The 26,930-nt window shown below is 70.6% G+C and carries 9 protein-coding genes; 4 read left to right on the top strand and 5 right to left on the bottom strand.

The features are described 5' to 3' along the window. The first annotated feature begins 64 nt into the window (after positions 1 to 64). From ACFVVM_RS14155 to ACFVVM_RS14145, 3 genes are read left to right on the top strand one after another with little or no spacing between them, the layout of a single operon-like run. Positions 65 to 18,430 (top strand): non-ribosomal peptide synthase/polyketide synthase, encoded by an 18,366-nt coding sequence (locus ACFVVM_RS14155; protein ID WP_387617442.1) that lies wholly within the window; start codon positions 65 to 67, stop codon positions 18,428 to 18,430. Further along, positions 18,430 to 21,528, top strand: a complete 3,099-nt coding sequence (locus ACFVVM_RS14150; RefSeq protein ID WP_387617440.1) for an AMP-binding protein — start codon at positions 18,430 to 18,432, stop codon at positions 21,526 to 21,528. Before ACFVVM_RS14155 ends, ACFVVM_RS14150 begins: the two co-directional genes overlap by 1 nt. Positions 21,529 to 21,539: 11 nt before the next feature. Next, entirely contained in the window at positions 21,540 to 21,755 is a 216-nt protein-coding gene (locus ACFVVM_RS14145) for an MbtH family protein (RefSeq protein ID WP_387617438.1), read from the top strand. Positions 21,756 to 21,764: 9 nt separating this feature from the next. Here ACFVVM_RS14145 and ACFVVM_RS14140 read toward each other — a convergent pair whose 3' ends face one another. After that, positions 21,765 to 22,301: a DUF6886 family protein gene (locus ACFVVM_RS14140; protein ID WP_387617436.1), complete on the bottom strand. Its 537-nt coding sequence runs from the start codon at positions 22,299 to 22,301 to the stop codon at positions 21,765 to 21,767. Between the two features lie 481 nt (positions 22,302 to 22,782). Here ACFVVM_RS14140 and ACFVVM_RS14135 point away from each other — a divergent pair, with 481 nt between their 5' ends. After that, on the top strand, positions 22,783 to 23,010 hold the full coding sequence (locus ACFVVM_RS14135; RefSeq protein WP_387617434.1) for a hypothetical protein: 228 nt from the start codon (positions 22,783 to 22,785) through the stop codon (positions 23,008 to 23,010). Positions 23,011 to 23,057: 47 nt separating this feature from the next. On the opposite strand, the gene ACFVVM_RS14130 is transcribed toward ACFVVM_RS14135, so the two are convergent. The 4 genes from ACFVVM_RS14130 to ACFVVM_RS14115 are packed head-to-tail and all read right to left on the bottom strand — an operon-like array spanning position 23,058 to position 26,747. After that, positions 23,058 to 24,386: a hypothetical protein gene (locus tag ACFVVM_RS14130; protein ID WP_387617432.1), complete on the bottom strand. Its 1,329-nt coding sequence runs from the start codon at positions 24,384 to 24,386 to the stop codon at positions 23,058 to 23,060. Next, the gene (locus tag ACFVVM_RS14125) at positions 24,383 to 24,787 is read right to left on the bottom strand and encodes a hypothetical protein (protein WP_387617430.1); all 405 of its coding nucleotides are present in this window, start codon (positions 24,785 to 24,787) and stop codon (positions 24,383 to 24,385) included. The genes ACFVVM_RS14130 and ACFVVM_RS14125 overlap by 4 nt, the downstream gene beginning before the upstream one ends. After that, positions 24,784 to 24,978, bottom strand: a complete 195-nt coding sequence (locus tag ACFVVM_RS14120; protein ID WP_387617428.1) for a hypothetical protein — start codon at positions 24,976 to 24,978, stop codon at positions 24,784 to 24,786. Before ACFVVM_RS14120 ends, ACFVVM_RS14125 begins: the two co-directional genes overlap by 4 nt. Continuing rightward, complete coding sequence (locus ACFVVM_RS14115) at positions 24,975 to 26,747, bottom strand: hypothetical protein (RefSeq protein ID WP_387619198.1); 1,773 nt, start codon at positions 26,745 to 26,747, stop codon at positions 24,975 to 24,977. Before ACFVVM_RS14115 ends, ACFVVM_RS14120 begins: the two co-directional genes overlap by 4 nt. Between the last annotated feature and the right edge of the window lie 183 nt (positions 26,748 to 26,930).

The raw sequence follows: 26,930 nt of genomic DNA, 5'->3' as shown, positions 1-26,930 counted from the left end.
AGGTGTCTTCGTGCTGCCCGAAAAGTGTTCGGTCTGCTGTTTTTTCGCGATTGAGGAGGCTCTGGTGCACGGTACGGAGTTGGGTGGGTACAGCGCGCGACCACAGGAAGCGGAGGCCGCCGCGGGTGCGTCGGCACCGTTCCCGCTGACACCGGCCCAGCTCGGGGTCTGGTACGCGCAGCTGCTCGATCCCGAAGTGCCGATCACCATCGCCCAGTATGTCGACATCACCGGTGCGCTCGACCCGGCGGTTTTGCAGGAGGTCACCGCCGAGGCGGCGCACGCCTTCGGTTCCCCGCTGGTGCGCATCGGCGAATCCGACGGTGTTCCGTACCAGGTCGTCGACCACACCATCCCGATCGAGGACGAACTGCCGCTGATCGACCTGCGCCACCACGACGATCCCGTCGCCGCCGCGCACGAGTGGATGCGCGCGGAGTTCGGTGCCCCGGTCGAGCTGCTCACCGACCGCCTGGTGGCGGGCGCGGTGCTGCGCGTCGCCGATCAGCGCTGGTTCTGGTACCTGCGCGGCCACCACATCGTGCTCGACGGCTACGGCGCGTTCACCCTCTCCCAGCGCATCGCCGACCTCTACACCGCGCGCATTCTCGGCACCGAGGCTCGCCCGATCGTGCCCGGCGGCCTGGCCGAGCTGGTCGAGGGCGAACAGCGCTACCGCGAGAGCACCCGCTTCGCGAACGACCGCGAACACTGGGCCGAGCGGATCGCCGGACTGGACAGCCCGACCGGGCTCGACAGCCGCACCGCGCCGCGCGCGGCGATCAACCTGGTGACCGGCGGACGGCTGTCCGAGCGCCTGGTCGACCGGCTGGAAACCATTGCCGCCAGCGATGATTCGACCCTCTCCGCGGTGCTGCTCGCCGCCTTCGCCGCCTACCTCGGCCGGCTCACCGACCGCCCCGACGCGGTGCTGAGCCTGCCCGTCACCGCCCGCACCACCGCGGTCATGCGCCGCTCGGCGGGCATGCTGTCCAACATCGTGCCGCTGCGCCTGCCGACGGGCGCGGCCGGTGCCGCGACCACCTGGGGCGAGCTGCTGCGGTCTGCACGGGTCGAGGTGGCGGGCGCGCTGCGGCATCAGCGCTACCGCGCCGAGGACATCCGCCGCGACGCCGAGGACGACGGTCGTCCGGCCCGGCGCGCGCTGTTCGGCCCGCTGGCCAACTTCATGCTCTTCCGCAGCGACCTCACCTTGGGCACCACCACCGGCCGCTACCGGGTGCTCTCCACCGGACCGATCGAGGACCTGAGCCTCAACGTCTACTACGGCGATCGCGACCGCGTGCACGCCGACTTCGAGGCCAACCCCAACCTCTACGATGCCGACACCCTGGCCAGGCACCACTCCCGGTTCCTGCGCTTCCTCGAGCGGCTGGCCGCCGTCGACCTGGACACCCCGCTGGGCGCGGTCGAGGTGGCGACCGAGCTGGAACTGCACGTCAGCACCCAGATCTGGAACGCCACCCGCTTCGATGTCGAGGCCGCGCTGGCCGAGCGTTCGGTGGCGGCGGCGACGCTGCCCGCGCTGTTCGCGGCGCAGGTCGCGCGCACCCCCGACGACGTGGCCGTGCGCATGGCGGGCGACGAGTCCGCGACCATGACCTACCGCGAGCTGGCCCAGCGCGCCCACCGTCTGGCCCGGCGGCTGCGCGCCGACGGCATCGGCCCGGAATCGCTGGTGGCGCTGAGCATTCGGCGTTCGCCGGAACTCGTCGTCGCGATGTACGCGGTGCTCGCCGCGGGCGCCGCGTATGTGCCGATCGACCCTGATCATCCGGTCGAACGCACCGCGCACATCCTGCGCACCGCCGCTCCGGCTGCCGTGCTCACCACCACCCGCGACGGTGCGCCCGGCGTGGACGGGGTGCCGGTGCTGGCCGTGGACGCACTCGACCTGGGCGAATACGCCGACGACCCGCTGACCGATGCCGAGCGCACCGCGCCGCTGCGTCCCGGACACCCGGCCTACGTCATCTTCACCTCCGGCTCGACCGGTCTGCCCAAGGGCGTCGCGGTCGAGCACGCCGCGATCGTCAACCGGCTGGTGTGGATGCAGCAGGCCTACCGGCTGCACGGTGTGGATGTCGTCCTGCAGAAGACGCCGATGACCTTCGATGTCTCGGTGTGGGAGTTCTTCTGGCCCTTGCAGATCGGCGCCACCCTGCTGCTGGCCGAACCGGACGGGCATCGCGATCCGCGGTATCTGCGTCGGGTGATCGCCGAATACGGCGTCACCGTCGCGCATTTCGTGCCCTCCATGCTCGAAGCCTTTCTCGCCCAGCAGGAGATCGCCGAGCGCACCTCGTTGCGGCTGGTCTTCGCCTCCGGTGAGGCGCTGCCCGCGGCACTGGCCCAGCGGCTGCGGCTGCTCACCGGCGCGCGGCTGCACAATCTCTACGGCCCGACCGAGGCCGCCGTCGACGTCACCTTCCACGAGGTGAACGACAGCGACCGGGTCACGGTGCCGATCGGCGCGCCGGTGTTCAACACCCGGCTCCATGTTCTCGACTCGCGGCTGCGGCCGGTTCCGGTCGGGGCTTCGGGTGAGCTGTATCTGTCGGGGGTACAGCTCGCCCGTGGCTATGTCGGACGTCCCGAGCTCACCTCGGGACGCTTCGTCGCCGACCTGAACGCGCCGGGTGAGCGGATGTACCGCACCGGTGACCTGGTCCGCTGGACCACCCACGGCGAACTGGAATACCTGGGCCGCACCGACTTCCAGGTGAAGCTGCGCGGCCTGCGGATCGAGCTCGGCGAGATCGAGGCCGTGCTGGAGAGTGTCGAGGCGGCGGTGCGCGCGGTCGTGATCGTGCGCGACGAGGCCGGAATCGGTGAGCAGCTGGTGGCCTATGTGGTGGCGGCCGAGCCGGGCGCCGTCGCGGTCGACGACCTGCGCGCGGCGGCCCTGCGCGCCCTGCCCGCCTACATGGTGCCCGGCGCGTACGTGCTGCTCGACGCGCTGCCGGTGAACGCCTCCGGCAAGCTCGATCGCAAGGCGCTGCCCGCCCCCGAGCGCACCGTCGTCACCTACGCCGAGCCCGTCGGGCCGGTCGAGGAGGCGGTGGCGCGGGTCTTCGGTGAGGTGCTCGGACTCGACCGGATCGGCCGCGACGACGACTTCTTCGCCCTCGGCGGCAACAGCCTGGTCGCCACCCAGGTGGCGGCCCGGCTCGGCGCCGACCTCGGCTGCCGGCTCGGCGTGCGCGACCTGTTCGGCGCGACCACGGTCACCCGGCTGGCCGCCGCGATCACCGAACGCGCCGAGGACGGCGTGTCGGCCGAACTGCCGGTGCTCGCCGCGCGTCCGCGTCCGGCGCTGATCCCGCTTTCGCCTGCCCAGCAACGGATCTGGTTCCTCAACCGGTTCGATCCGTCGGCGCCGGGCTACAACATGCCGTTCGTGGTCCGGCTGCGTGGCGCCACCGAGCTGCCCGCGCTCGTCGTCGCGCTGACCGCCGTCGTCGACCGGCACGAGGCGCTGCGCACCGTGTTCCCCGCGGTCGACGCCCCGGGCGGTGAAGTCGCCGAGCAGGTGGTGCGCGCGCCCGGCTCGGTGCGGATCGCCGAGCCCACCACCATCGCCGCCACCGACCTCGACGCCGAGCTGACCCGTTTCGCCCGCGCCGGTTTCGACCTCGAGTGCGAGGTGCCGTTCCGCGCGCGAATCTACAGGGTGTCGGGTGCCCAGGGACTGGCAGTGGGTTCGGCATCGGATGGTCGATCCGGCTTGGACACAGCGTATTCGGGCGCTCCGGTGTCGTCGGCGTCGGGTGCGTTGGATTCGGCCGTGCCGCCAGCGGGTGACACGGGCGAATGCGTGCTCGCTGTGGTCCTGCACCACATTGCGGCGGACGGTGTTTCGCTGCAGGTCCTCGTGCGTGATGTGCTCACTGCCTATCGTGCCGCCGTGGACGGTGCCGAGGCCGGCTGGGCGCCACTGGCTGTGCACTATGCCGACTACGCGCTGTGGCAGCGCGAACTGCTCGGTGCCGAAGCCGATCCGCAGTCGCTGGCCGCACGCGAGATCGCCTTCTGGGAGCGCACTCTCGCGAGCCTGCCCGATCAGCTCGAGTTGCCCTCCGCGCGGCAGCGCCCGGTGGAGCCGAGCATGCGCGGCGCGCGGACCGCGTTCACCATCGACGCCGAGCTGCACCGGCGACTGGCCGAGCTGGCCCAGCAGTCGGGTGCCTCGCTGTTCATGGTCGTGCACACCGCCCTCGCGGTGCTGCTCGCCCGGCTCTCCGGCAGCACCGACATCGCCATCGGTACCGGTGTCGCCGGTCGTGGCGATCGTGCCATCGACGAACTGATCGGCATGTTCGTCAACACCCTCGTGTTGCGCACCGAGATCGATCCCGCGATCAGCTTCGCCGCCGCGCTCGAGCACACCCGCGAGACCGACCTGGCCGCCTTCGCCCACGCCACCGTGCCCTTCGACCGCCTGGTCGACGTGGTCAACCCGGCCCGCTCGCAGTCGCGCCACCCGCTGTTCCAGGTGGCCTTGAACTTCCAGGCCGTGCTGGACACCACCTTCGAGCTGGCCGGTTCGCCGGTCGCGGTGCACGAGATCGAACTCGACATCACCAAGTTCGATCTGCAGCTCACGCTGTCCGAACGTCGCGGTGACACGGGGGAGCCCGCGGGTATCGAGGTGGTCGCCCTCTACGCCACCGATCTTTTCGATGATGCCGAGATCTCTGTTCTCGGTGCGCGTTTCGTGCGTCTGCTGGCGGCGGCCGTCGCCGCGCCAGGGACCCCGGTCGGCGATCTGCCGCTGTTGTCGGTGTCGGAGCACGCCCGCCTCACCGACATGTGTGGCGCGCCCGTCACCGCCACCGGTCTCCTACCCGATCTGCTCGCCACGGCCGTCGCCGCCGGCCCGGAGCGCGAGGCCGTCACCGACGGTGAGCGCGCCCTGACCTACCGGGAGCTGGACCGGGCGTCCTCGCGCCTGGCCCGAGTGCTCATCGACGCCGGTGTCGGCCCCGATGACGTGGTCGCGGTGGGCATTCCGCGTTCGGTCGAATCGGTGCTCGCGATCTGGGCGGTCGCGAAGGCCGGTGCGGCCTGGCTGCCGGTGGATCCGAGCTATCCCCGCGATCGGATCTCCCATATGGTGACCGATTCCGGTGCGCGACTGGGTCTTACGGTGTCCGAGGTGCAGTCCGCGCTGCCCGGTCCGATCGACTGGCTGGCACTCGACGAACTCAAGCTGATGGCCGAATGCGCCTTGCGCGCCAGCGATCCCGTCACCGATCTCGACCGGGTGCGCCCGCTGCTCGCCCAGCACCTCGCCTACGTCATCTACACCTCCGGTTCCACCGGTCTGCCCAAGGGTGTGCTGGTGACCCAGGCCGGGATCGCCGGTTTCGCCGCCGAGGAGACCGACCGCATGTTCGGCACGCCCGACGCGCGGGTGCTGCAGGTCGGATCGCCGTCGTTCGACATCTCGGTGATGGAGTTCCTCCTCGCCGTGAACTCCGCCGCCACCCTGGTGATCGCCCCGGTCGGCCGGCACGTGGGTGCCGAACTGGCGCAACTGCTTTCGGAGCAGCGCGTCACCCACGCCCTGATGACCCCGTCGGGCCTGGCCGTGCTCGACCCCGACCAGCTCGACGACCTGCGCATGGTGATGGTCGGCGGCGAGGCCTGCCCGCCCGACCTGGTCGCCCGCTGGACCACCGGCGCGGTCCCGCGCGCCTTCGTGAACGCCTACGGCCCATCCGAGACCACGGTCGCCACCAATATCAGCGCCCCCCTGACCGCCGATGCCCCGCTGACCCTTGGTACACCCCTGCGCGGCATCACCCAGTGGGTCCTCGACAACCGCCTGCGCCCGGTCCCCGCCGGGGTCGCCGGTGAGCTCTACGTCGCCGGTGCCCAGCTCGCCCGCGGCTACCGCGACCGCTCCGCCCTCACCGCGACCCGCTTCGTCGCCTGCCCCTGGGCGCCCGGCCGGCGCATGTACCGCACGGGAGACCTGGTCCGCTGGACCCCCGATGGCACCCTCGACTACCTGGGCCGCAACGACGACCAGGTCAAACTCCGCGGCTTCCGCATCGAACTCGGCGAGATCGAAACCGCCCTGCTCGCCCAGCCCGCGGTCCGCCAGGCTGTCGTGCTGGTCCGCTCCGACGCCCACCGTGGTGATCAACTGGTCGCCTACCTCGTCCCCGACGCGGACGGTGTCGCCACCGCGGACCGGCTGGATGTCGTCGCGAACGCCACCGGCCGCCGCGCCGCCGCCGTCGCTATCGGTACCGGCGCCGTCCAGCGTGCCGTCTCCGACATCGCTGCCGAGGACGCGCCCACCGGTCGCGGCGAGACGATCTCCGGCGCAGCCGCTCAGCCGGTCGGCGCGACCGGCGACGCGGACTCCGTCGCTCCGCACGGCGTCATGACGCCGGATACCGTGGGCGCCGCGACGGGGCCGATCGCGATCGATGTCGACGAGATCGCGCTGGCGCTGCGCGGCACGCTCGCCGCGCACATGGTGCCGTCGGCGTTCGTCGTAATCGACGCGCTGCCGCTCACGCCCAACGGCAAGCTCGATCGCAGGGCGCTGCCCGAACCGGTGTTCGCCGCGCGGGAGTTCCGCGCGCCCGCCGAGGGTGCCGAGGCCGTGGTGGCGCGGGTGTTCGGTGAGGTGCTCGGGGTCGAGCGGGTCGGTGCCGATGACGATTTCTTCGAACTCGGCGGGAACTCCCTGGTCGCCACGCAGGTCGTGTCGCGGCTCGGGGCCGCGCTCGGTGTGGCGGTGTCGCTGAAGACGCTGTTCGAGGCGTCGACGGTCACCGCGCTGGCCGCCGCGCTCGGCGAGAGCGAGGTCACCGTGGGCAGGCTTCCGCTGGTGGCCGGTGCACGGCCGCAACGGATTCCGCTGTCCTACGCGCAGCAGCGCATGTGGTTCCTCAACCAGTTCGACGGCGACTCGGTGGCCGACAACATCGCCGCCGCGGTCCGCCTCACCGGCGACCTCGACCACGCGGCCCTCGCTGCCGCCGCCACCGCGGTCTTCGCCCGGCACGAGGCGCTGCGTACCCGCTACCCGGCCGTCGACGGCATCCCCTTCCAGGAGGTGCTCTCCGCCGACCAGCTCACCATCACCCTCGAGCCCGAGCCGATCGACCCCGCCACCCTCCACGACCGCGTCCGCGCTCTCGCCGCGGTGCCGTTCGCGGTCGACAGCGAGCCGCCGGTGCGCCTGCACCTGCTGCGGACCGGCGCGGTCGACGGGAGCGTGTCCGAGGCTTCCGTGGTCGCCCGCGCCGTGCCCGTCGGTCGTGCCGCTGGGATCAGTGACGATGCATCCGAGGCGTCGGCACGTTCTGCGCTCGCCGATCGCGCGGTTGTCGGCGGCGATGATGCTTCCGACGCTGCCGCCCGGTCGCGGTCCGATCGCGCTGACGAGTACGTGCTCGTGCTGGTGGTGCACCACATCGCCGCCGACGGCTGGTCCGTCGCGCCACTCACCCGCGACCTGATGCTGGCCTATGCCGCGCATCTGGCCGGGACCGCACCGCAGTGGACACCACTTCCGGTGCAGTACGCCGACTTCGCACTGTGGCAGCGCGAGGCATTGGGCGCCGAGGACGACCCGGAGTCACTCATGGCGCGGCAGATCGCCTTCTGGACAACGGAACTCGCTGATCTGCCCGATCTGCTCGCCCTCCCCACTGATCGCCCCCGTCCGGCAATTGCTTCGGGCCGCGGCGCGCGCCACGCGTTCACCATCCCCGCCGCCGTCACCGATCGGCTCCGCGCTCTCGCCGCCGACACCCAGTCCTCGCTGTTCATGGTGCTGCACGCCGCCTTCGCCACGACTCTGGCGAAACTGTCCGGCCAGCAGGACATCTCGATCGGCACGCCGGTCGCCGGTCGCGGCGATCAAGCCCTCGACGACCTCGTCGGCATGTTCGTCAACACCCTCGTACTGCGCACCCTGGTCCGCCCCGACGCGACCTTCACCGACCTGCTCGGCACGGTCCGCGACGGTGACCTGCGCGCTCTCGCCAACACCGAGGTCACCTTCGACCGCCTCGTCGAGGTGATCGACCCCGAGCGCTCGACCGCGCGGCACCCGCTGTTCCAGGTGATGCTCGACTTCCAGAACACCGCGCACACCGAACTCGCGCTGGCCGGGATCACCGCCTCGGAAATCGAGATCGACACCCGCTCGGCGAAATTCGACCTCCAGCTGACCCTGCGCGAGACCACCGACGGCCTGCTCGCCCGCTTCGAGTACGCGACCGACCTGTTCGACGCGCAGACCATCACAGATTTCGGCATCCGCCTTGTGCGGCTGCTGGATACGGTGACCGCCGATCCCAGCGTCGTGATCGGCGACATCGACCTGCTCGGCGCCGCGGAGCGCACCCGCCTGCTCGACACCTGGAACGACACCGCCTACCCGGTCGACGAGCGCATGACGCTGGTCTCGCTGTTCGCGGCCCAGGCCGCGCGCACGCCGGACGCGATCGCGCTGACCTTCGAGGACGAGTCGCTCACCTACGCCGAGTTCACCGCCAGGGTGAACCGCCTTGCCCGCCTGCTGATCTCGATCGGCGTGCGACCCGATCGCACCGTCGCCATCGGTATGCGCCGATCGACGGATCTGGTCGTGGCCACCTACGCGGTGCTCGCCGCGGGTGGCGCCTACGTGCCGCTGGACCCGGATCACCCGGCCGAGCGCATCGCCCACGTCATCGATGCCGCGGCACCGGTGTGCGTGCTCACCCGCGCGGTCGACGAACTCGACTTCGCCACCGGGGATTCGGCCGACCACCTCGCCGTCCTCGACCTCGAAGAGCTCGACACCACCGACTACTCGCCCGCCCCCCTCACCGACGCCGACCGGCTCGCCACCCTCACCCCGGCCAATGCCGCCTACCTGATCTTCACCTCCGGCTCCACCGGCAAGCCCAAGGGCGTCGTCGTCTCGCACGCCGCGATCGTCAACCGCCTGATCTGGATGCAGGACACCTACCGCCTCACCCCCGCGGACTCGGTCCTGCAGAAGACCCCGGCCACCTTCGACGTCTCGGTCTGGGAGTTCTTCTGGCCCTTGCAGATCGGCGCCCGCCTGGTCCTGGCCCGCCCCGACGGCCACCGCGACCCGGCCTACCTGGCCGACCTCGTCGACGCCGAGTCGATCACCGTCGCGCATTTCGTCCCGTCGATGCTGGCGGTCTTCGTCGGCGCGCTCGCCGCGCGGACTGCCGAGCGCACGGCGAACGTGGCCGCGGTCGTCGATCCCACAGGTCGGTGCTCCTCGCTGCGCCTGGTATTCGCCTCGGGCGAGGCCCTGCCGCCTGACCCCGCACACCTCCTGCGTCGGCTCACCGGGACGGCTGTGCACAACCTGTACGGCCCCACCGAAGCGGCCGTCGACGTCACTTTCCACGAGGTCGTCGATGCCGACCTGCTCACCGTGCCGATCGGTGAACCTGTGCACAACACGCAGGTGTACGTCCTCGACGGTCGCCTGCGCCCGGTCCCCGCCGGTGTCCCCGGTGAGCTGTACCTGGCCGGTGCGCAACTCGCCCGCGGCTACGCGGGCCGCACGGACCTGACCGCGGACCGTTTCGTCGCGAACCCGTTCGCCGACGGCGAGCGCATGTACCGCACCGGTGATCTCGTCAGGTGGACCGCGGTGTTCGACGGTGCCCCTGAGGACGCCACGACGTCAGATGAAGGAAGCATCCCGCGCGGCGAACTGGAGTACCTGGGCCGCACCGACTTCCAGGTGAAGCTGCGCGGCCTGCGCATCGAACTCGGCGAGATCGAAGCGTCCCTGGCCGGGATGCCCGAGATCGCGCAGGCTGCCGTCGTCGTGCACGACGGTGACACCCTGGTCGCGTATGTCGTCGCGGCACAGGAACTCGACGTGGACACAGTGAAGTCCGCACTCGCCCGCACCCTGCCCGCCTACATGGTTCCCGCCGCCTTCGTCGTGCTCGACGAGTTCCCGCTCAATGCCTCGGGCAAGCTCGACCGCAAGGCCCTGCCCGCCCCCGTCTTCGAGACCGCCGTCTTCCGTGCCCCGGTCACCGAGGTAGAGCAGATCGTGGCCACCACCTTCGCCACCGTCCTCGGCTTCCCCGCCGACCGCGAAGTCGGCCTCGACGACGGCTTCTTCGGCCTCGGCGGCAACTCCCTCAACGCCACCCAGGTCGCGGCCCGCCTCGGCGCCGCCCTCGACACCAAGGTCCCGGTGCGCCTGCTGTTCGACACGCAGACCGTCCAGGGCCTCGCCGAACGGTGCGCGGAACTGCGCGGCACCGGCGGTCGGCTCGAACTCGCCAAGCGCGAACGCCCACAGCGAATTCCGCTCTCGCCCGCCCAGCGGCGGATGTGGTTCCTCAACCGCTACCTCGCCGACGCCGACGGCATCGGCGACGCCGTCGACAACATCCCCGTCGCGCTGCGCCTGACCGGCGACCTCGACCTCGCCGCACTCGACGCCGCCCTCCGCGATGTCATCGCCCGGCACGAAACCCTGCGTACCAGCTACCCGGAGGGCCCGGACGGCGCCGAACAGTCCATCGCCGACGCCGTCGACATCACGCTGCGAGCCGAGCCGATCACCGAGGCGGAACTGCCCGCCCGCCTGCTGTCCTGCGCCGCTGTCCGTTTCGACCTGACCACCGAGATCCCGCTGCGCGCAGCACTGTTCGCGGTGGGCGCCGAGCATGTCCTCGTCCTGGTGATCCACCACATCGCCGCCGACGGCTTCTCCCTCGGCCCGCTGGCCGCCGACCTGATGACCGCCTACGCCGCCCGCACCGCGAGCACGGCCCCCGGCTGGGCGCCCCTGCCCATCCAGTACGCCGACTACGCCCGCTGGCAGGACGAGAACCTCGGCGACCCCACCGATCCCGCCTCGCTCGCCCACACCCAGCTGTCCTTCTGGCGCCGCGGCCTGGCCGGTCTGCCCGAGCAGCTCGAGCTGCCGACCGATCGGCACCGCCCGGTCGAGTCCAGCTTCCACGGCGGCGTGCACCGCTTCCAGATCGACTCCGATCTGCACAGCGAGCTGCGCGAACTGGCCCGCAAGCACGAGGCCACCCTGTTCAGCACCGTGCACGCGGCACTGGCCGTGCTGCTGGCCCGCCTGTCCGGCGGCAGCGACATCGCCATCGGCACCCCGGTCGCCGGACGCGGTGAGGCCGCGCTCGACGGGCTGATCGGCATGTTCGTCAACACCCTGGTCCTGCGCACCCAGATCGACCCGCGCGCGGAGTTCGAGACCACCCTCGACGCCGTCCGCGCCGGTGACCTCGACGCACTGTCGCACGCCGACATCCCGTTCGAGCAGGTCGTCGAGGCCATCGACCCGGCGCGGGCCCGCAACCGGCACCCGCTGTTCCAGGTGGCGCTGGTCCTGCAGAACTTCACCGTTCCCGAGCTGGCCGCGGCCGGCCTGCGCGCGACACCGGTCGACTTCGACGCGGCGGTGGCGAAGTTCGACCTGCAGTTCACCGTCACCGAATCCGACGACATCGACGGCCGCGCCGACGGCATGGGTATCGAAATCGCCTATGCCACCGACCTGTTCGACCCGGCAAGCATCTCGGTGCTGGCTCGCCGATTCACCCAGGTGCTGGCCGCGGTTGTCGCCGATCCGACCGTGGTCGTCGGTGACATCCAGCTGCTCAGCGCCGAGGAACAGCAGCGCACCCTGCACGACTGGGCCACCACGGGCGCCTCGGTGGCCGACAGCGCGGAGACCATGGTCGACCGCTTTGCCCGTGCCGCGGCGCTCGACCCGGACGCCGTCGCGGTGAAGGCGGGCAGCGACACGCTCACCTACGCCGAACTCGACGCCTGGTCCAACCGTCTCGCCCGCCGCCTCGTCGGCGCCGGGGTCGGGCCGGAATCGCTGGTGGCCGTGGCACTCCCGCGCACGGTGGAACTCACCGTCGCCCTGCTGGCCGTGCTCAAGGCGGGCGGCGGGTACCTGCCGATCGACCCGAACTACCCGGCCGACCGCATCGAGTACATCCTCGACGACGCCCGCCCGCTGTGCGCCATCGCGAGCGCGGGCACCGGCCTGGCCCGCGACTGGTTCGGCGGCCCGGTGCTCGATCCCACCGCCGACAATCTGATCGACTTCGCCGCCGACGCCCTCACCGCCGCCGATCGACGGGCACCGCTGGTTCCGGCGCACGCCGCCTACGTCATCTACACCTCCGGCTCGACCGGACGGCCCAAGGGCGTGGTGATCCCGCACGCGAATGTGCTCGCGTTGCTGGACAATTCGGCCCGCCATTTCGCGTTCGGCCCCTCGGACGTGTGGACGATGTTCCACTCCTACGCCTTCGACTTCTCGGTGTGGGAACTGTGGGGTGCCCTGCTGCACGGCGGCTCGGTGGTCCTGGTCGACTACTACACCTCGCGTTCACCCGAACAGTTCCGTGAGCTGCTGCTCGCCGAGCGCGTGACCGTGCTCAACCAGACGCCGTCGGCGTTCTACCAGCTCATCGCCGCCGATCTGGCCACCGAGCCCGCGGACTACCCGCTGCGCACGGTGATCTTCGGCGGTGAGGCGCTCGAACCGCAGCGGCTGGCAGGCTGGTTCGCCCGCTATCCGGAGTCCCCGCGCCTGGTGAACATGTACGGCATCACCGAGACCACGGTGCACGTCTCCTACCGCGAGATCACTCCGGACACCGGTTCGGCCAGCGTGATCGGCGGCGCCATCGCGGGATTGACCGTGCGCGTGCTCGATTCGCGCCTGCGCCCGGTCCCGGTCGGCGTGCCCGGCGAAATCTATGTCTCCGGTGCGCAATTGGCGCGCGGCTACCTCGCCCGTCCCGACCTGACCGCGAGCCGGTTCGTCGCCGATCCCTACGGTGCGCCCGGCACCCTCACCTACCGCTCCGGTGACCTGGCGCGCTGGACCGTCGACGGCGATCTCGAATACCTCGGCCGGGCCGATCAGCAGGTCAACCTGCGCGGCTTCCGCATCGAGCTCGGCGAGATCGAGGCCGCGCTGCTGGGCAGTTCGGTGGCCCCGCGCGAGGTCGCGGTGCTGGTGCGGACCGACCTGGTGGACGAGCCGCGCATCGTGGCCTACCTGGTCGCCGGTCCGCAGATCGTCGACGCCGCCGCGCTGCGGCAGGAACTGGCCCGCACCCTGCCCGAGCACATGCTCCCGGCCGCGGTGGTGCCGGTCGAGCGCATTCCGCTGACCGTCAACGGCAAGCTCGACCGTGCCGCACTGCCCGCGCCGGTCTTCGAGACCACCACCTACCGCAAGCCCGCCACGGTCACCGAGGAGATCATCGCCGCGGTCTACGCCGAGGTGCTCGGCCATGATCAGCCGATCGGCGCCGACGACGACTTCTTCGCCCTCGGCGGCAGCTCACTGCTGGCCGCCAAGGCCGGCGCCCGCATCGGCGCGGCACTGGACCGGCGAGTCGGCGTGCGGACCCTGTTCGAGGCGCCGCGCGTGGGTGAACTGGCCGCCGCGGTGGATGCCAAGGCGAAGGTCGACCGGCCCGTTCTGGTCGGGCGGGCCCGTCCCGAGCTGCTGCCGCTGTCTCCGGCGCAGCAGCGGATGTGGTTCCTCAACCGTTTCGACCGTGCCTCGGTGGCCTACAACATCCCGTTCGCGCTGCGTCTCTCGGGCGATCTCGATGTCGCCGCGCTGCGGGCGGCGATGGCCGATGTGGTCGCCCGTCACGAGTCGCTGCGGACGGTCTACCCGGAGGCCGACGGCGCTCCCGTGCAGGCGATCGTCGCTCCCGCCCAGGCCATCCCGGTGCTGGAGCCGATCGCGGTCACCGAAGACGAACTGCCGCAGGCAATCCGCGAGCTGGCCGAAACCACCTTCGACGTCACCACCGAGATCCCGGTGCGGCTGCGCCTGTTCCAGGTGCGCGACACCGAGTTCGTGCTCGCCGCCGTGCTGCACCACATCGCCGCCGACGGCTCCTCGATCGCGCCGTTCGTCGCCGATCTGATGCGGGCCTACACCGCCCGCCTCGCCGACACCGCGCCCGGCTGGGCCCCGCCCGCCGTGCAGTTCGCCGACTACGCGCTGTGGCAACGCGACCTGCTCGGTGACGAAGCCGATCCCACGTCGATCGCCGCCCAGCAGGTCGCGTACTGGTCGACCCAGCTGGCTGGACTCCCGGACCAGCTGGCCCTGCCGACCGATCGCCCGCGTCCCGCGCGCCAGAGCCTGCGCGGCGACAAGGTGAGCTTCACCGTCGACGCGGACCTGCACGCCGCGCTGCTCGCCCTCGGTCGCGGCAACGGCGCCACGCTGTTCATGGTGGTGCACGCGGCCTCCGCGGCCCTGCTGGCCCGCCTCTCGGGAACCGAGGACATCGCCGTCGGCACCCCGAACGCGGGCCGTGGTGAAGCCGAACTCGACGAGGTCATCGGCATGTTCGTCAACACGCTGGTCCTGCGCACGCGGGTCGCGGGGGACCAGCCGTTCGCCGAGCTGCTCACCGCGGCGCGCACCGCCGACATCGCGGCGTTCTCGCACGCCGACGTGCCCTTCGAACGACTGGTCGAGGTGCTCAACCCGGCCCGCTCCACCGCCCGGCACCCGCTGTTCCAGGTCGGCTACTCGTTCCAGAACCACGAGCGCGGCCGGCTCGAGCTGCCCGGGCTCACCGTGTCCGACATCGAATTCGATTCCGGTGTGGCGCAGTTCGATCTGCATCTGTTCGCCCTCGATCACTACACCGAGACCGGGACACCGGCCGGCATCGAGATGGCGCTGGGTTACGCCACCGATCTGTTCGACGCCGAGACGGCCGAGCGGTTCGCCACCCAGCTTCGACGAGTGTTCGAATCCGTCGTCACCGCACCGGAAACGATCGTCGGCGATCTGGATCTGCTCGGCGCGGACCGCGCACTGGTGCTCGACACCTGGAACGCCACCGCGCACCCGGTCGGGCCCACGACGCTGGCCTCGCTCGGTGCGCGTCAGGCGGCGCGCACGCCGGAGGCTCTCGCCCTGGTGGACGCGGAGACCGGCGAGTCCCTCGACTATGCCGCCTTCGAGGCGCGCGTCAACCGCATCGCCCGGCTGCTCATCGCCGAGGGCGTCGGCCCGGAGCGCACTGTCGCGCTGGCCATGCGGCGCGGTGTCGACCTGGTGATCGCGATGCACGCGGTGGTGCGGGCCGGTGGCGCGTACGTGCCGATCGATCCCGATCATCCGGTCGACCGGATCGCCTACATCCTGTCGACGGCCGCCCCGCTGTGCGTGCTGACCACCGCCGCCGACAGGCTGCCGATCACCGTCGACGTGCCGGTCTTCGAACTCGACCACCGCGCGCTGGACGGACTCTCGACCGAGGTGGTGACCGATGCCGAGCGCATCGCACCCCTTCGCCCCGAGCATCCCGCGTACATCATCTTCACCTCCGGCTCCACCGGCCTGCCCAAGGGCGTCACCGTGCCGCACGCGGCGATCGTCAACCAGCTGGCCTGGCTGCACGACCGCTTCGCCATGACCGGTGCCGACCGGGTCCTGCTGAAGACCCCCGCCACCTTCGACCTGTCGGTCTGGGAGTTCTGGTCGCCCCTGACCTCCGGCGGAGCACTGATCGTCACCCGCCCCGGCGGCGAACGTGATCCGGATCGCCTGCGCACCATCATGACCGAGTACGGCGTCACCGTTCTGCACGCGGTGCCTTCTCTGGTCGCCATGCTGCTGGCCGCCGAATCCGCTCCCGCTCTGCCGGATTCACTGCGCGCGGTCCTCGCCATCGGCGAAGCGCTGCCTGCTGCGACGGCCACCCAGTTCCGCGCCAGCGGCACCAACGCCGTCTTGCACAACCTGTACGGCCCGACCGAAGCCGCAGTATCCATCACCGAATACGAAGTGACGCAGGATCCGTCGCACGTGGTGCCCATCGGCGCCCCGGCCTGGAACAGCGCACTCTACGTCCTCGACGCCCGCCTGCGACCGGTCCCGATCGGTGTGGCAGGAGAGCTCTACCTGGCTGGTGACCAACTTGCCCGCGGCTACCACGGCCGCCACGCCCTCACCGCCGACCGCTTCGTCGCCAACCCCTTCACCGCAGGCACTCGGATGTACCGCACCGGCGACATCGTCCGGTGGCGTGCGGACGGGGCGTTGGAGTACCTGGAGCGCGCCGACTTCCAGGTGAAGATCGGCGGCTTCCGGATCGAGCTCGGCGAGGTGGAGACGGCCTTGCTGCGCTGCACCGATGTCCGCGCGGCGGTCGCCGTGGCCAAGACCGACGAGCGGGCCGGTGCCCGGTTGATCGCCTACGCCGCAGTGGCCGATCTCGAGCCCGGCGACGAACCCGCCGTCGCGGCCCGGCTGCGTGGTGAACTCGCCGCCGACCTGCCCGCCTACATGGTGCCCGCTGCGCTGGTCGTCCTGGATGCCCTGCCGCTCAATGCCAACGGCAAGGTCGACCGGGCTCGGCTGCCCGAACCGGAGTTCGCGGAGGCGGCCTTCCGCGCCCCGGTCACCGCCATCGAGCAGCTGGTCGCGCAGACGTTCGTCGAGGTGATCGGTTGCGCGAGTGCCGGTCTCGACGACGACTTCTTCGCCCTCGGCGGCAACTCGCTGATGGCGACCCGCCTGGCCGCCCGCCTCGGTGCCGCACTCGGCGCCCAGGTGCCCGTCGCCGCGGTCTTCGACGCACCGACCGTGGCGGCCCTCGCCGAGCGCCTCGGTGCGGCCGATCGCGCAGGCGCCCGCCCGCCGCTCACCCGCCGCGTCGACGACGGCCCGGCCGTCCTCTCGCCCGCCCAGCAGCGCATGTGGGTCCTGCACCAGCTGTCCCCGCAGTCGGCGGCCTACCACATCCCCGCCGCCATCCGGCTCACCGGCGACCTCGACCTGCCCGCCCTCCAGTCGGCCATCGGCGACCTGCTCGGCCGCCACGACACCCTGCGCACCCGCTACCCCGACACCGCGAACGGCCCGGTCCAGCAGGTCATGCCGGCCTGGTCGGCGGCGGTCGACCTGACCCCGATCCCGGTCGCCCCTGACGAGGTCGAGGCCAGGATCGCCGCACTGGTCGCCCAGCCGTTCGACATCACCGCCGCCCCACCGGTGCGCGTCGCGCTCTACGGTCTCGGCGCCGGCGAACACGTGCTCGTCGTGGTGGTGCACCACATCAGCGCCGACGGCTACTCCATCGCCCCGCTCACCCGGGACCTGGTGCGCGCCTACGTCGATCGCAGCGAAGGCCGCGAACCCGGCTGGGCTCCACTGGACATCCAGTACGGCGACTTCAGCGTCTGGCAGCGCGAGCTGCTCGGCGCCGCCGACGACCCGGACAGCGTCCTCGGCCAGCAGCTCACCTACTGGACCCGCGAACTCGCCGGCGTGCCGGAACTGCTCGCCCTGCCCACCGATCGCCCCCGGGCGACTCGCCGCGAGATGCGGGGCGCGGCTGTGGAATTCGAGATCGACGGCGAACTGACCCGCCGCCTCGACGAGATCGCCCGCACCAACGGCACCACGCTGTTCACCCTGGTCCACAGCGCGCTGGCGGTCCTGCTGGCCAAGCAGTCCGGCAGCGCCGACATCACGATCGGCGCCCCGGTGGCCGGGCGCGGCGCCCGCGAACTCGACGACCTCGTCGGCATGTTCGTCAACACCGTGGTGCTGCGCACCGAGGTGGACTCGCGCGCGCCGTTCACCGACCTGCTCGCCCAGGCCCGCCGCCGCGACCTCGCCGCCCTCTCGCACGCCGACGTGCCGTTCGAGCAGATCGTCGATGCGATGGGCCGCAACAGATCCGGCGCCTACACCCCGCTGTTCCAGGTGATGCTCACCTTCCAGAACATGCCACCGGGCGGTGTCGAGCTACCGGGCTTACGGGTGCAGACCCTTGACCCGGGACTGGGGGAAGCCAAGTTCGACCTGCACCTGACCGCCCTGCAGCGCTACGCCACCGACGGCACCCTCGACGGTCTCGACCTGCACTTCGGCTACGCGACAGACCTTTTCGACGTCTCGACCGTCCGCGCGCTGACCGAGCGACTGGGCAAGATCCTCACCGCCGTCGCCGCCGACCCGACCGTGGTGGTGCGCGCGATCGACGTGCGCACCGACGCGGAGAAGGCGCCGCGACCGCGCACCTACACCATCGCCGATCTGCCCGGCCTGGTCGGTTCCGCCGCCCGGCTCGCCCCGGCGACAGTGGCCTTCGCCCACGGCGAGCACGCCATCTCCTTCGGCGCGCTCGACGCCAAACTCACCGCGGTGAGCCGGGCGATGGGCGCCAAGATGAAACCCGAAGCGCTGGTGAACGTCGCGCTGGCCGGGCTCGTGCCCGGCGTGCTCGCCGCTCTCGGCGCGTCGGGGCTCAGCACCACGTTGCACACACTGGTGACCGATGCCGCCGCGGTGATCGCCGGGTCGGGATCGGCCGACGACTCGGAAGGACAACTCTGATGTCGCATACGGATTCGGTCACGGCCGCTGTCTCACTCGACGCGCTGCTCGCCGACCCGGCGGGCGAACGCCCGCGTGACCCGGCGACCCTGCTCGCCGCGTTCACCCACCACACCAGGCACGACCCCGATGCCGTCGCGGTCGTCGACGGCGCGGACCGGCTCACCTACGGTGCGCTGGCCGAACGGGTCGACGCGCTGGCGGCCACCCTGGCCGAGCGCGGGGTCGGCCCCGAGACCACCGTCGCGGTGTCGCTGCCGCGTTCGACCGAACTGGTCGTCGCCCTGCACGCGGTGCTCGCCGCGGGCGGCGCGTTCGTCCTGCTCGATCCCGAAGCACCCACCGACCTGCAGCGCCGCACCGTCACCCTGGCCGCGCCGGTGCTCATGCTCACCATGCCGGGCGCGCCCCACCCGACCGGCACCGGCGTCCCGGTCCTGCGCACCGACACCGCGGCCACCGATCCGGAGCCCGACGAGCTGCCGGGACCGGGCGCCGACAACCCGGCCTACCTGGTGGTCGACATCGCCGCGTCCACCGCCGTGGTGGTCGGACACCGTGCCGCACAGGCCAATTCGATCTGGCGGCAGCGACTGTGTGGCATCGGACCCGGCGACTCGGTGCTCTGGCACGCGCCGCTCACCGGCCAGGCCGCCGTGGGAGAGATGCTGCTCGCCCTGCAGACCGGCGCCGCACTCGTCCTCCCGACCGGTGCGACCCTCGCGAAGTCCATCGCCGAAACCGGCGTCACCGCAGCCTGTTTCGACCCCGGCCAGCTCGCAGAGTTGGCCGCGCTGCCCGATGCCGAGGAGCGCCTCGATTCGTTGCGCGTCGTCCTCAGCTGCGGTGCCCCGCTGCCCGCGAAGACCGGCGCCGCCCTGCGCGCGGTGAGCGGCGCGACCCTCTGGCACGTGTACGGCAGGCCGGAGACCGCCGGTGAGGTCGTCGCGCACGAGGTCACCGGCGCCGATCTCGAGGTGGTGCCGATCGGCTCGGCCGCCGACGACGTCGAACTGCTGATCCTCGACGAGCACCTGCGCCCGGTCGCCGACGGCGAGATCGGCGAACTCTACGTCTCCGGTGTGCAACTGGCGCGCGGGTACGTCGGCAGGCAGGCCACCGCCGCCACCTTCCTCGCCAACCCCATCGGCCCGGTCGACGACCGCATGTTCGCCACCGGTGACCTGGTCCGGCGCAGGCCGCCGGGCGCGGACTGGACCGCCGAGATCGAATTCGTCGGCCGCGTCGACGACCGGCCCGACCGGCTCGTCACCGAACCCCGCCACGGCGGCCTGCCCGGTGAACTCCTGCTCGACGAGTTCGAGGCCCAGGCGGCCGCGACCCCTTTCGACCCCGCGGTCGTGCACGCTCCCGGCGCGGCGGGCACGACCGCGATCATCACCTATGGTGACCTCGACCGGCGGACCAACCAGCTGGCCCGGCACCTGAGCGCGCTCGGCGTCGGACCGGAATCTGCCGTGCTCATCGACATTCCGCGCTCGGTCGAACTGGTCGTGGCGATGTACGCCGTGCTCAAGGCGGGTGGCGCGGTGGTTCCGGTCGACACCGGCACGCCTGCCGTACTCCCGCCGGTCGCCGACCCGGCGCTCGTGCTCACCGTCGCCGACCGCAATCACGGTGCCGTGTACGACATTCCCACCGTCGTCGTCGACGCGGTGCCGCTGTCGGACTACTCCGACGAGCCGATCCTGCGCACCGAACGCCGCGCGCCCGTGCTGCCGCAGCACCCGGCCTTCGTGCTGTACCCGTACGGCGCCACCAAGGGCATCACCGTCAGCCATGCCGCCGCGGTACACCGGGTGACCGGCATGCAGGGCCGCCACGGGTTCACCGGCCGCGATGTCTACCTGCACCAGGCGGGCGCGGGCGAAGTCACCGAATGGCACGGCTATCTGCTGCCGTTGCGGGTCGGCGCCACCGTGGTGCTGGCCGAACCACCCGACCCGGCGACCCAGGCCGAGATCATCGCAGACTATGGCGTCACCGCCGCCGACTTCACCCCGCAGCGTCTCGCCGCGTTCACCGACCATGTCGAGCGGGCGGGGCTGCGGACCGAGATCGCTTCGCTGCGTAGCGTTGTCGTGCTCGGCGCTCCCTTGTCCGCCGCCGAGGTCCGGGCGTTCGGGGCTGTCGTCGGTGCGCGACTGCATCACGATTACGGTCGCGCCGAGGCGACCGTCACCCTGACCTATCCGGTCGCGCCTCGTCCCGACGCGCCGGAACCCGCTGTGCGGGTGCGCGAATGGAATCGGCGCGTCTACGTACTCGACCGGCGGCTGCGGCCGACGAGTCCCGGCGCCGCCGGTGAGCTGTACCTGGCGGGCGCCCAGCTGGCCCGCGGCTACCGCGACGATCCGGCCCCGACCGCGGATCGCTTCGTCGCCAACCCCTTCGGCATCCCCGGCGAACGCATGTTCCGCACCGGCGAACTCGCGCGCTGGGAGATCGACGGCACCACCGCGGCCCTGGTCCGCCTCGGTCAACTGGTGAAACCCGTTGCCGTGGAATCGGTGCGAGGACGTAGCGCGAGCATGCGCGCCAGGGTCGGTGCCGGAATCGGGGCGCGAATCGCGGAACTGGCCCGCCGGCACGCGGTTCCGCCGTTCGCCGTCGTCCGGGCCGCGGTGACGGTCCTGCTGGCCTGGCAGGCGGGCGCCGCCGTCGCGGGTGCCACCACCCTCGCCGAGATCCTCTGCGCCGAACCCGATCCCATGGTGTCCGCGACCGCCGCGGCCACCAGCGAGGCCTGCGCGCTCGCCGGCCCGCTCGGCCCGGTGACCCTGAGCTACCTCGACACCGGCGCCGACACGTTCACCGTCCCCGGCCTCGAACTCACCGCGATGCGCTTCGACACCCCGCGCCCCACCGACGGCGTGCACTTCATCGTCTCCGCACCCGCCGACCCCGACGGGCACCTCGGCCTCGAACTCGAGTACAGCACCGACCGTTTCGACGACGACACCGCGGCCACCCTGCTCCGCCGCTTCTCCCGCACCCTCGGTCTGCTCACCGCCGACCCCGACGCACCGAGCGACTCCTTCGACCTGAGCACCCCCGCCGAGCGCGCGGCCCACTGAAAGGCACCCCCATGAGCAACCCCTTCGACGACGACAACGCCCAGTTCTACGTCCTGGTCAACACCGAAGGCGAACACTCCCTCTGGCCCACCTTCGCCGCCGTCCCGGGCGGCTGGACCGTAGCCTTCGGCGCCGCCCCCCGCACCTCCTGCCTCCACTACGTCGAATCCCACTGGCTCGACATGCGCCCGAACTCCCTCATCGCAGCCATGGCCAACGAACCCTGACCATGTCGATCAGGGCCGTGGCCGGGCGTTGCCCAGCCGTATCCCACTGAAGCCGACGGTGCTGGTGGTCGCCGCGTCCCAGAACTGCCAGAGATTGGCGAGGACACGGAGTTGGACGCCTGCCTGCTCGTGGAGCTGTAGGAGGTCGCCGACCGGCTCGGCTGGTCCGAGCGGTTCGACCGGTTCGGTGGCGACGTGGGCGTGCGGTGTGGGTGTGCCGAACGGCCGGAAAGGCGCCGCGGGAAGCCGGTAGGCGAACAGAGTGACCGTCCGTAACGCGTCCAGCCAGCCGTACTCGATGGCGTGGACACGGTGTCCGCTGCCGCTGCCGATGATCCGTTCCCGGTCGGCGTCGGTGGTGGACGGCGTGGCCCAGGCCATCGCCCGCGGGCACTGACGGGGGAACCAGTAGTCGGGGCAGCGCGCGGCGTCGACCGCCCAGACATACGGTTCCGGCTGCCGCGCGGTCGTCGCGACCCGGGGCGCGAAGCGGGTGATCGTCGGGTCTTCGGAGAAGTGCAGCACCTGGCCGGGTTCGGGTCGCATGAGTTCGTTGTATCAACACCGCATCGAGCTAGGAGTGTCACACTCTCGCGGACGAGATCCGTACAGCCTATGACCCTCTTCATTCTGCATAAATAGCGAGTGCGTTGGGATGGCTGGAGACGCACCTGGCTGTGCCGCTTGGGGTCAATACTGGACCACGAAGTGAGTTCAATAAGATCAAGAAATATGGTGACCGCGCCTGGCAGAATCCGAACTAGAGAATTGGCGACATTGTGATGGCTGAGATCTACGTGGTTGATCATTGGTATGAGCTCGAAGATGGGGAAGACATCGTTCGAACGATAGGACTGTACTCGTCGGAGTCGAAGGCATTGGAGGCGATAGAACGCGCTACGCGGTTGCCTGGATTCTGCAATCGTCCGGAAGATTTCTGTGTGAATCGATTTGATATCGGAAAGGACAACTGGACCGAAGGCTTCATTACCATGGGAGGATGACCGGGTGATCCTGTTGAGGTGCTATGAATTCTGTATTTCTTCTCGAGCATTCCTATCGAACCGTCGATGGGGTAGATGAACAGAAACGTATCGGCGTTTATGCATCGGAAGAAGATGCCCGCGCTGCGATTGATCGTCTGATTTCCCAGCCGGGGTTCCGTGACCATCCTGACGATTTTGTCATCGAACGCTATGTGGTCGATGCCGACCGTTGGACCGGAGGCTATGACGACAGCGACGATGAGCGCTGACAATCCGCCGCGCCGACCAGTGCTGTTGACCTCGGACGGTGGCTCGGTCAGGCGTCGAAGAGCAGGTACAGCCCCAGGAAGGTGAAGCCGACCATCACCAGCATCAGGGCGAGTTGGCCGGTGAGGCGGTGGGATGGGGGGAGTAGGCGTAGGCAGCGGTCGTGGGCGGCGGCTACGCCGAGGATGTGGCCGGTGAGGACGGCCAGGACCTTGATGGTGGCGAGGAGACCGGGGTGTTCGGACAGGACGTAGGAGACTTCGAGGTCGGCCAGGCCTGCGAGGTTCCAGCCGCGGCCGAAGGGGTCGGCGCAAAGAACGAGGGTGGTCTGGCCCTTCTCGACCAGGAAGCTCAGGTAGTGGGCGACGATGTAGCCCGCGATGATGGGGGTCAGGCTGTGTGCCAGGCGGATCGGGAGCAGGGCTCGTTCGGTGCGGGTGACGCCGCCGGTGGCGCGGGTGGCCAGTTCGAAGAGTCCGGCGACCACGGCGACGAAACCCAGGAGCCCGGCGGTGCGCACCAGCGTCGCGGTGCTGCCGCCGCCGGTGCTGTCCACCAGGTCGCGCCAGACGGGGAACATGGAGAAGCTGTCGAAGGCGGTCGAACCCAGCAGGGTCGCGGCCACGGCTACCGAGCCGACCAGTGCGGGAGTCCCAGCGAGATTGTCCAGCGGCCAACGCAGTACGGGTTCCCCGGACGTCCGCCTGCTGAGGGGACTCAGCCGTCCCAGCAGGCTGCTGTAAGCCTCCATCGGATCACCGCGTTCGGCCCACGTGGTGCCGAAGGCGATCGTGCCCGCCAGGGTGACCAGCAGGTAGGCCGACAGCCAGATCGTCACCGCGCGTACCGATCCCGGTTCCGGCGACGCCAGTTCCAGCCAGACGAAGCTGAGCAGACCCAGTGCGGCAGGGCGGTACCCCCAGGACTTCGGATACGGCAGGAACCCCTGTGCCGGTGAGCGTTTCGCGATCCGGCACAGCACACGATGCACGGCCCGCGTCGGCGACAGCACCTTCCACAGCGGCCCCACCACCAGCGACGCGACCATCACGCCGACCCACAGGTAGATGTAGACGATCCCGGGCACGGGACTGCGCGACGGTTCGTCCGGTCCGAAGAACCCCGACGCCAGCACGGCCAGCGTGAACACCACGCTCAACGCCGCGAGCACGATGCGCAGGACTCGCGAGTCGATCACCGCCCGCACGCCACGGCCGAGGAGCACGCCGGGCGTATCGGCGTCCAATCGCGGTGTGCGCCAGGCGAAGGCGAGGATCGCGAAGGAGAACGTCAAGGCCCACGCCGCGCCGATCAGGGCGTAGGTCAACGGGATCGGCAGGTCGGTCGCGCCGCCGATGCCATGCGCCAGCACGGTCACGGACGGACGAGGATGGTCGCCACGGTGCGGTGCGAGCCGTGCAGTTCGATCTCCACCCGGCCCGGCACCTCGACCGTGAACCGGAACTCCTGGCCGGTGGTCGGCGCCACCGCGAAGGTGTGTTCGGGTGTGGCGTGCACGTGCAGTTCCTCGGTGACGTCGCTGTCGACCCGAAGCACGAGTTCCTGGCCGACCTTCGCCTCGAGGCGGTCATTGGCCGGGGTCACCGAGGAACCCGCGATGCGGACATCGATGACCAGCGCGTCCGTGGCGGGCGCGGCCGGTTCCTCGGCGCTCGTGGTGGTCGCGGTGGCGGGCGTCGCGGGTTCCTCGGCCGACGAGCAGCCGAGAACGGCCACCCCGGCGGCCAGTACGAGCACGCCGAGTCGGGTGCGGATCATGGATTCTCCTCGTCGAGAGCGGATTCCGGCGCGACCGACCCCTCCTCGCTCTCGCGCTTCTCCGCACGCCGATCGCGCACGGCGATGAACACGATGATGCCGACCACCACCAACGCGGGCGCGAAGGCGGGCACGGCGAGGATCAGTGGATGATCCGCGAGGATGTCGACGTCGGCCGGAACCGAGTTCATGGGGTGGACGTGGGTTCGGGCGTCGCGGCGGGCGGTGTCGTCGGGTAGCGCTCGTTGATGCGGGCCGCGCCCCACGACAGCGCCCAGATCAGAATGAGGCTGCACACCAGCACCACCAGCGACGCGGCGGCGAACAGCCAGTCCGGGTGGTCGAAGTTGCGCTCGCGCTGCAGGACGGTGATCTCGGCGACGAACGGCCGGGTGAACTCGGCGGGCGCGGCGACCTCGGTGGCGCCGATCCCCGGGTCGGCGGGCATGAAGATCGGCAGCGCCGTGAGCGTGCGACCGTCGTGGACCCGCAGCACCGTCTTCCACGTGCCGTGTGCCGGAACGGGTGTGGTGGAGCGGTAGTGGCCTTCGCCGACGCGCTCGAGCTGGTCGACGATCAGGCCGCGGCCGGGAGTCTGGGTGTCGGCGCCGCCCTGCCAGGCCAGGATCTGCACCCATTCGGGGTCGCCGCTCACCAGGTCGTCGGGGGAGAGACGGATGTCGGCATCGACCATACGGCCGCCGGGGACAGGCTCGGCCTCGGTCAGCGTGACGGTCGCGGTGGCGTTCTCGGGCACCGTCACCATGAGGCCGTTCGCCACGGCCGCGGAGACGATCAGCACCGAGGCGACCATGATGCCCCGCCGAATCGGCGGCCGCGGCAGCTTCTCCCCACGCAGGACGATGCCGAGCAGCGCGCCGACCACACCACCCGCGATACCGACCGGCACACAGGTGAGCAGGAGTTCGGGCCACAGGGCGGTGGGCCACGGATCGACGAACATGGCCTCGACCCACAGCGATTCGAGCCACAGACCAACGGTCGCGATGCCGAGACCGGCGAGGGCGCCCCACAGGATCGGGCGACGGGCCAGCGGGAGCAGCGCGAGCAACTCCACCACCACCGCCGCGCCGAGGTAGAACGGGAAGACGTTGTAGGGCGCCTCGAAGGGCACGCTGACCAGCCACGCGGTCAGCGTGCGCACGGCGGCGGCGAACAGGACCACCACGATGGTGCTGAACGGGCCGAGCACCGAACGCGCCGCGACCAGGGTGATGGTCGCCGCGATCACGATCAGCAGCGGCTGGAAGAGCAGGCTGAACTGCGCGACACCGAAGTCGAACTCGACCTGGAACACCGACATGCCGATGATCAAGCCGCCGAAGATGAAGCAGCGCAGCCACCAGATCGCGGGACCGTTCGTGTGATCCGGATCGACCGGATTACGGCTGCCCTCGAACCACAGCAGCGCGATGGCGATCAGCGAGAGTCCCGCGCCGCCGATGAGCATGAGGTGCGTCGGCCCCCACAGCGTGACGTCCTGGCCGAACAGCCGGTGCCAGATGTCGTCGAGCGGGAAGCCGATCAGCGCGTAGAGGCCGGCGCCCGCGATGAGGATGCCGCTGACCGGGGCGTACCAGGTGCGGGTGATGCGCACGGCCGCCGGGCCCGGCTTCTCGTCCAGCGGCAGCACGACCGCGGCCATACCGCCGGTGAACAGGAAGAACAGCCCGACCAGGATGAAATAGTGCGCCGGATTGGCCAGCGGACCTTCGTCGCGACCGTCACCGATGTGCAGGCTGACATCCCAGATGAAGCCGAGGAACGCGGTGAGGATGGTGCCGATGAAGATCAGGATCGGCAGTCCGACCCAGCCCGGCATGTTGACCAGCCCGCCGACCCGGTCCGCGAACCTGCCGAGCCAGGTGATCTTGCGCGTGCGGTGCAGGTACCCGACCCACAGCAGCACCAGCGCCACCACCCCGGCAGCCCCGGTCATGATCGCGACCTGATCGAGCGCCGCGCCGCCCCCTTCACCGCCGGACTGCGCGAGAACACCGCTCGCTCCATGGATCGTGTCGACCACGAGAACCTCCAGTCGAACTGAGTTTACACCTACGCCCAATTAAGTGTGACGAAAAGTATCATACAAGTCCGACGAGTGGGGTAGCTACGATTCCGT

It is taken from the genome of Nocardia sp. NPDC058176 (assembly GCF_042883805.1).
Lineage (GTDB): Bacteria > Actinomycetota > Actinomycetes > Mycobacteriales > Mycobacteriaceae > Nocardia.
Note: the sequence above shows the minus strand (reverse complement) of the source record. Positions and strands in the feature narration are given on the sequence as shown.

Coding starts and splice junctions, on each gene's coding strand:
- ACFVVM_RS14150 (WP_387617440.1), top strand. CDS start 18,430: ATGTCGCATACGGATTCGGTCACGGCCGCTGTCTCACTCGACGCGCTG.
- ACFVVM_RS14145 (WP_387617438.1), top strand. CDS start 21,540: ATGAGCAACCCCTTCGACGACGACAACGCCCAGTTCTACGTCCTGGTC.
- ACFVVM_RS14140 (WP_387617436.1), bottom strand. CDS start 22,301: ATGCGACCCGAACCCGGCCAGGTGCTGCACTTCTCCGAAGACCCGACG.
- ACFVVM_RS14135 (WP_387617434.1), top strand. CDS start 22,783: ATGAATTCTGTATTTCTTCTCGAGCATTCCTATCGAACCGTCGATGGG.
- ACFVVM_RS14125 (WP_387617430.1), bottom strand. CDS start 24,787: ATGATCCGCACCCGACTCGGCGTGCTCGTACTGGCCGCCGGGGTGGCC.
- ACFVVM_RS14120 (WP_387617428.1), bottom strand. CDS start 24,978: ATGAACTCGGTTCCGGCCGACGTCGACATCCTCGCGGATCATCCACTG.
- ACFVVM_RS14115 (WP_387619198.1), bottom strand. CDS start 26,747: ATGACCGGGGCTGCCGGGGTGGTGGCGCTGGTGCTGCTGTGGGTCGGG.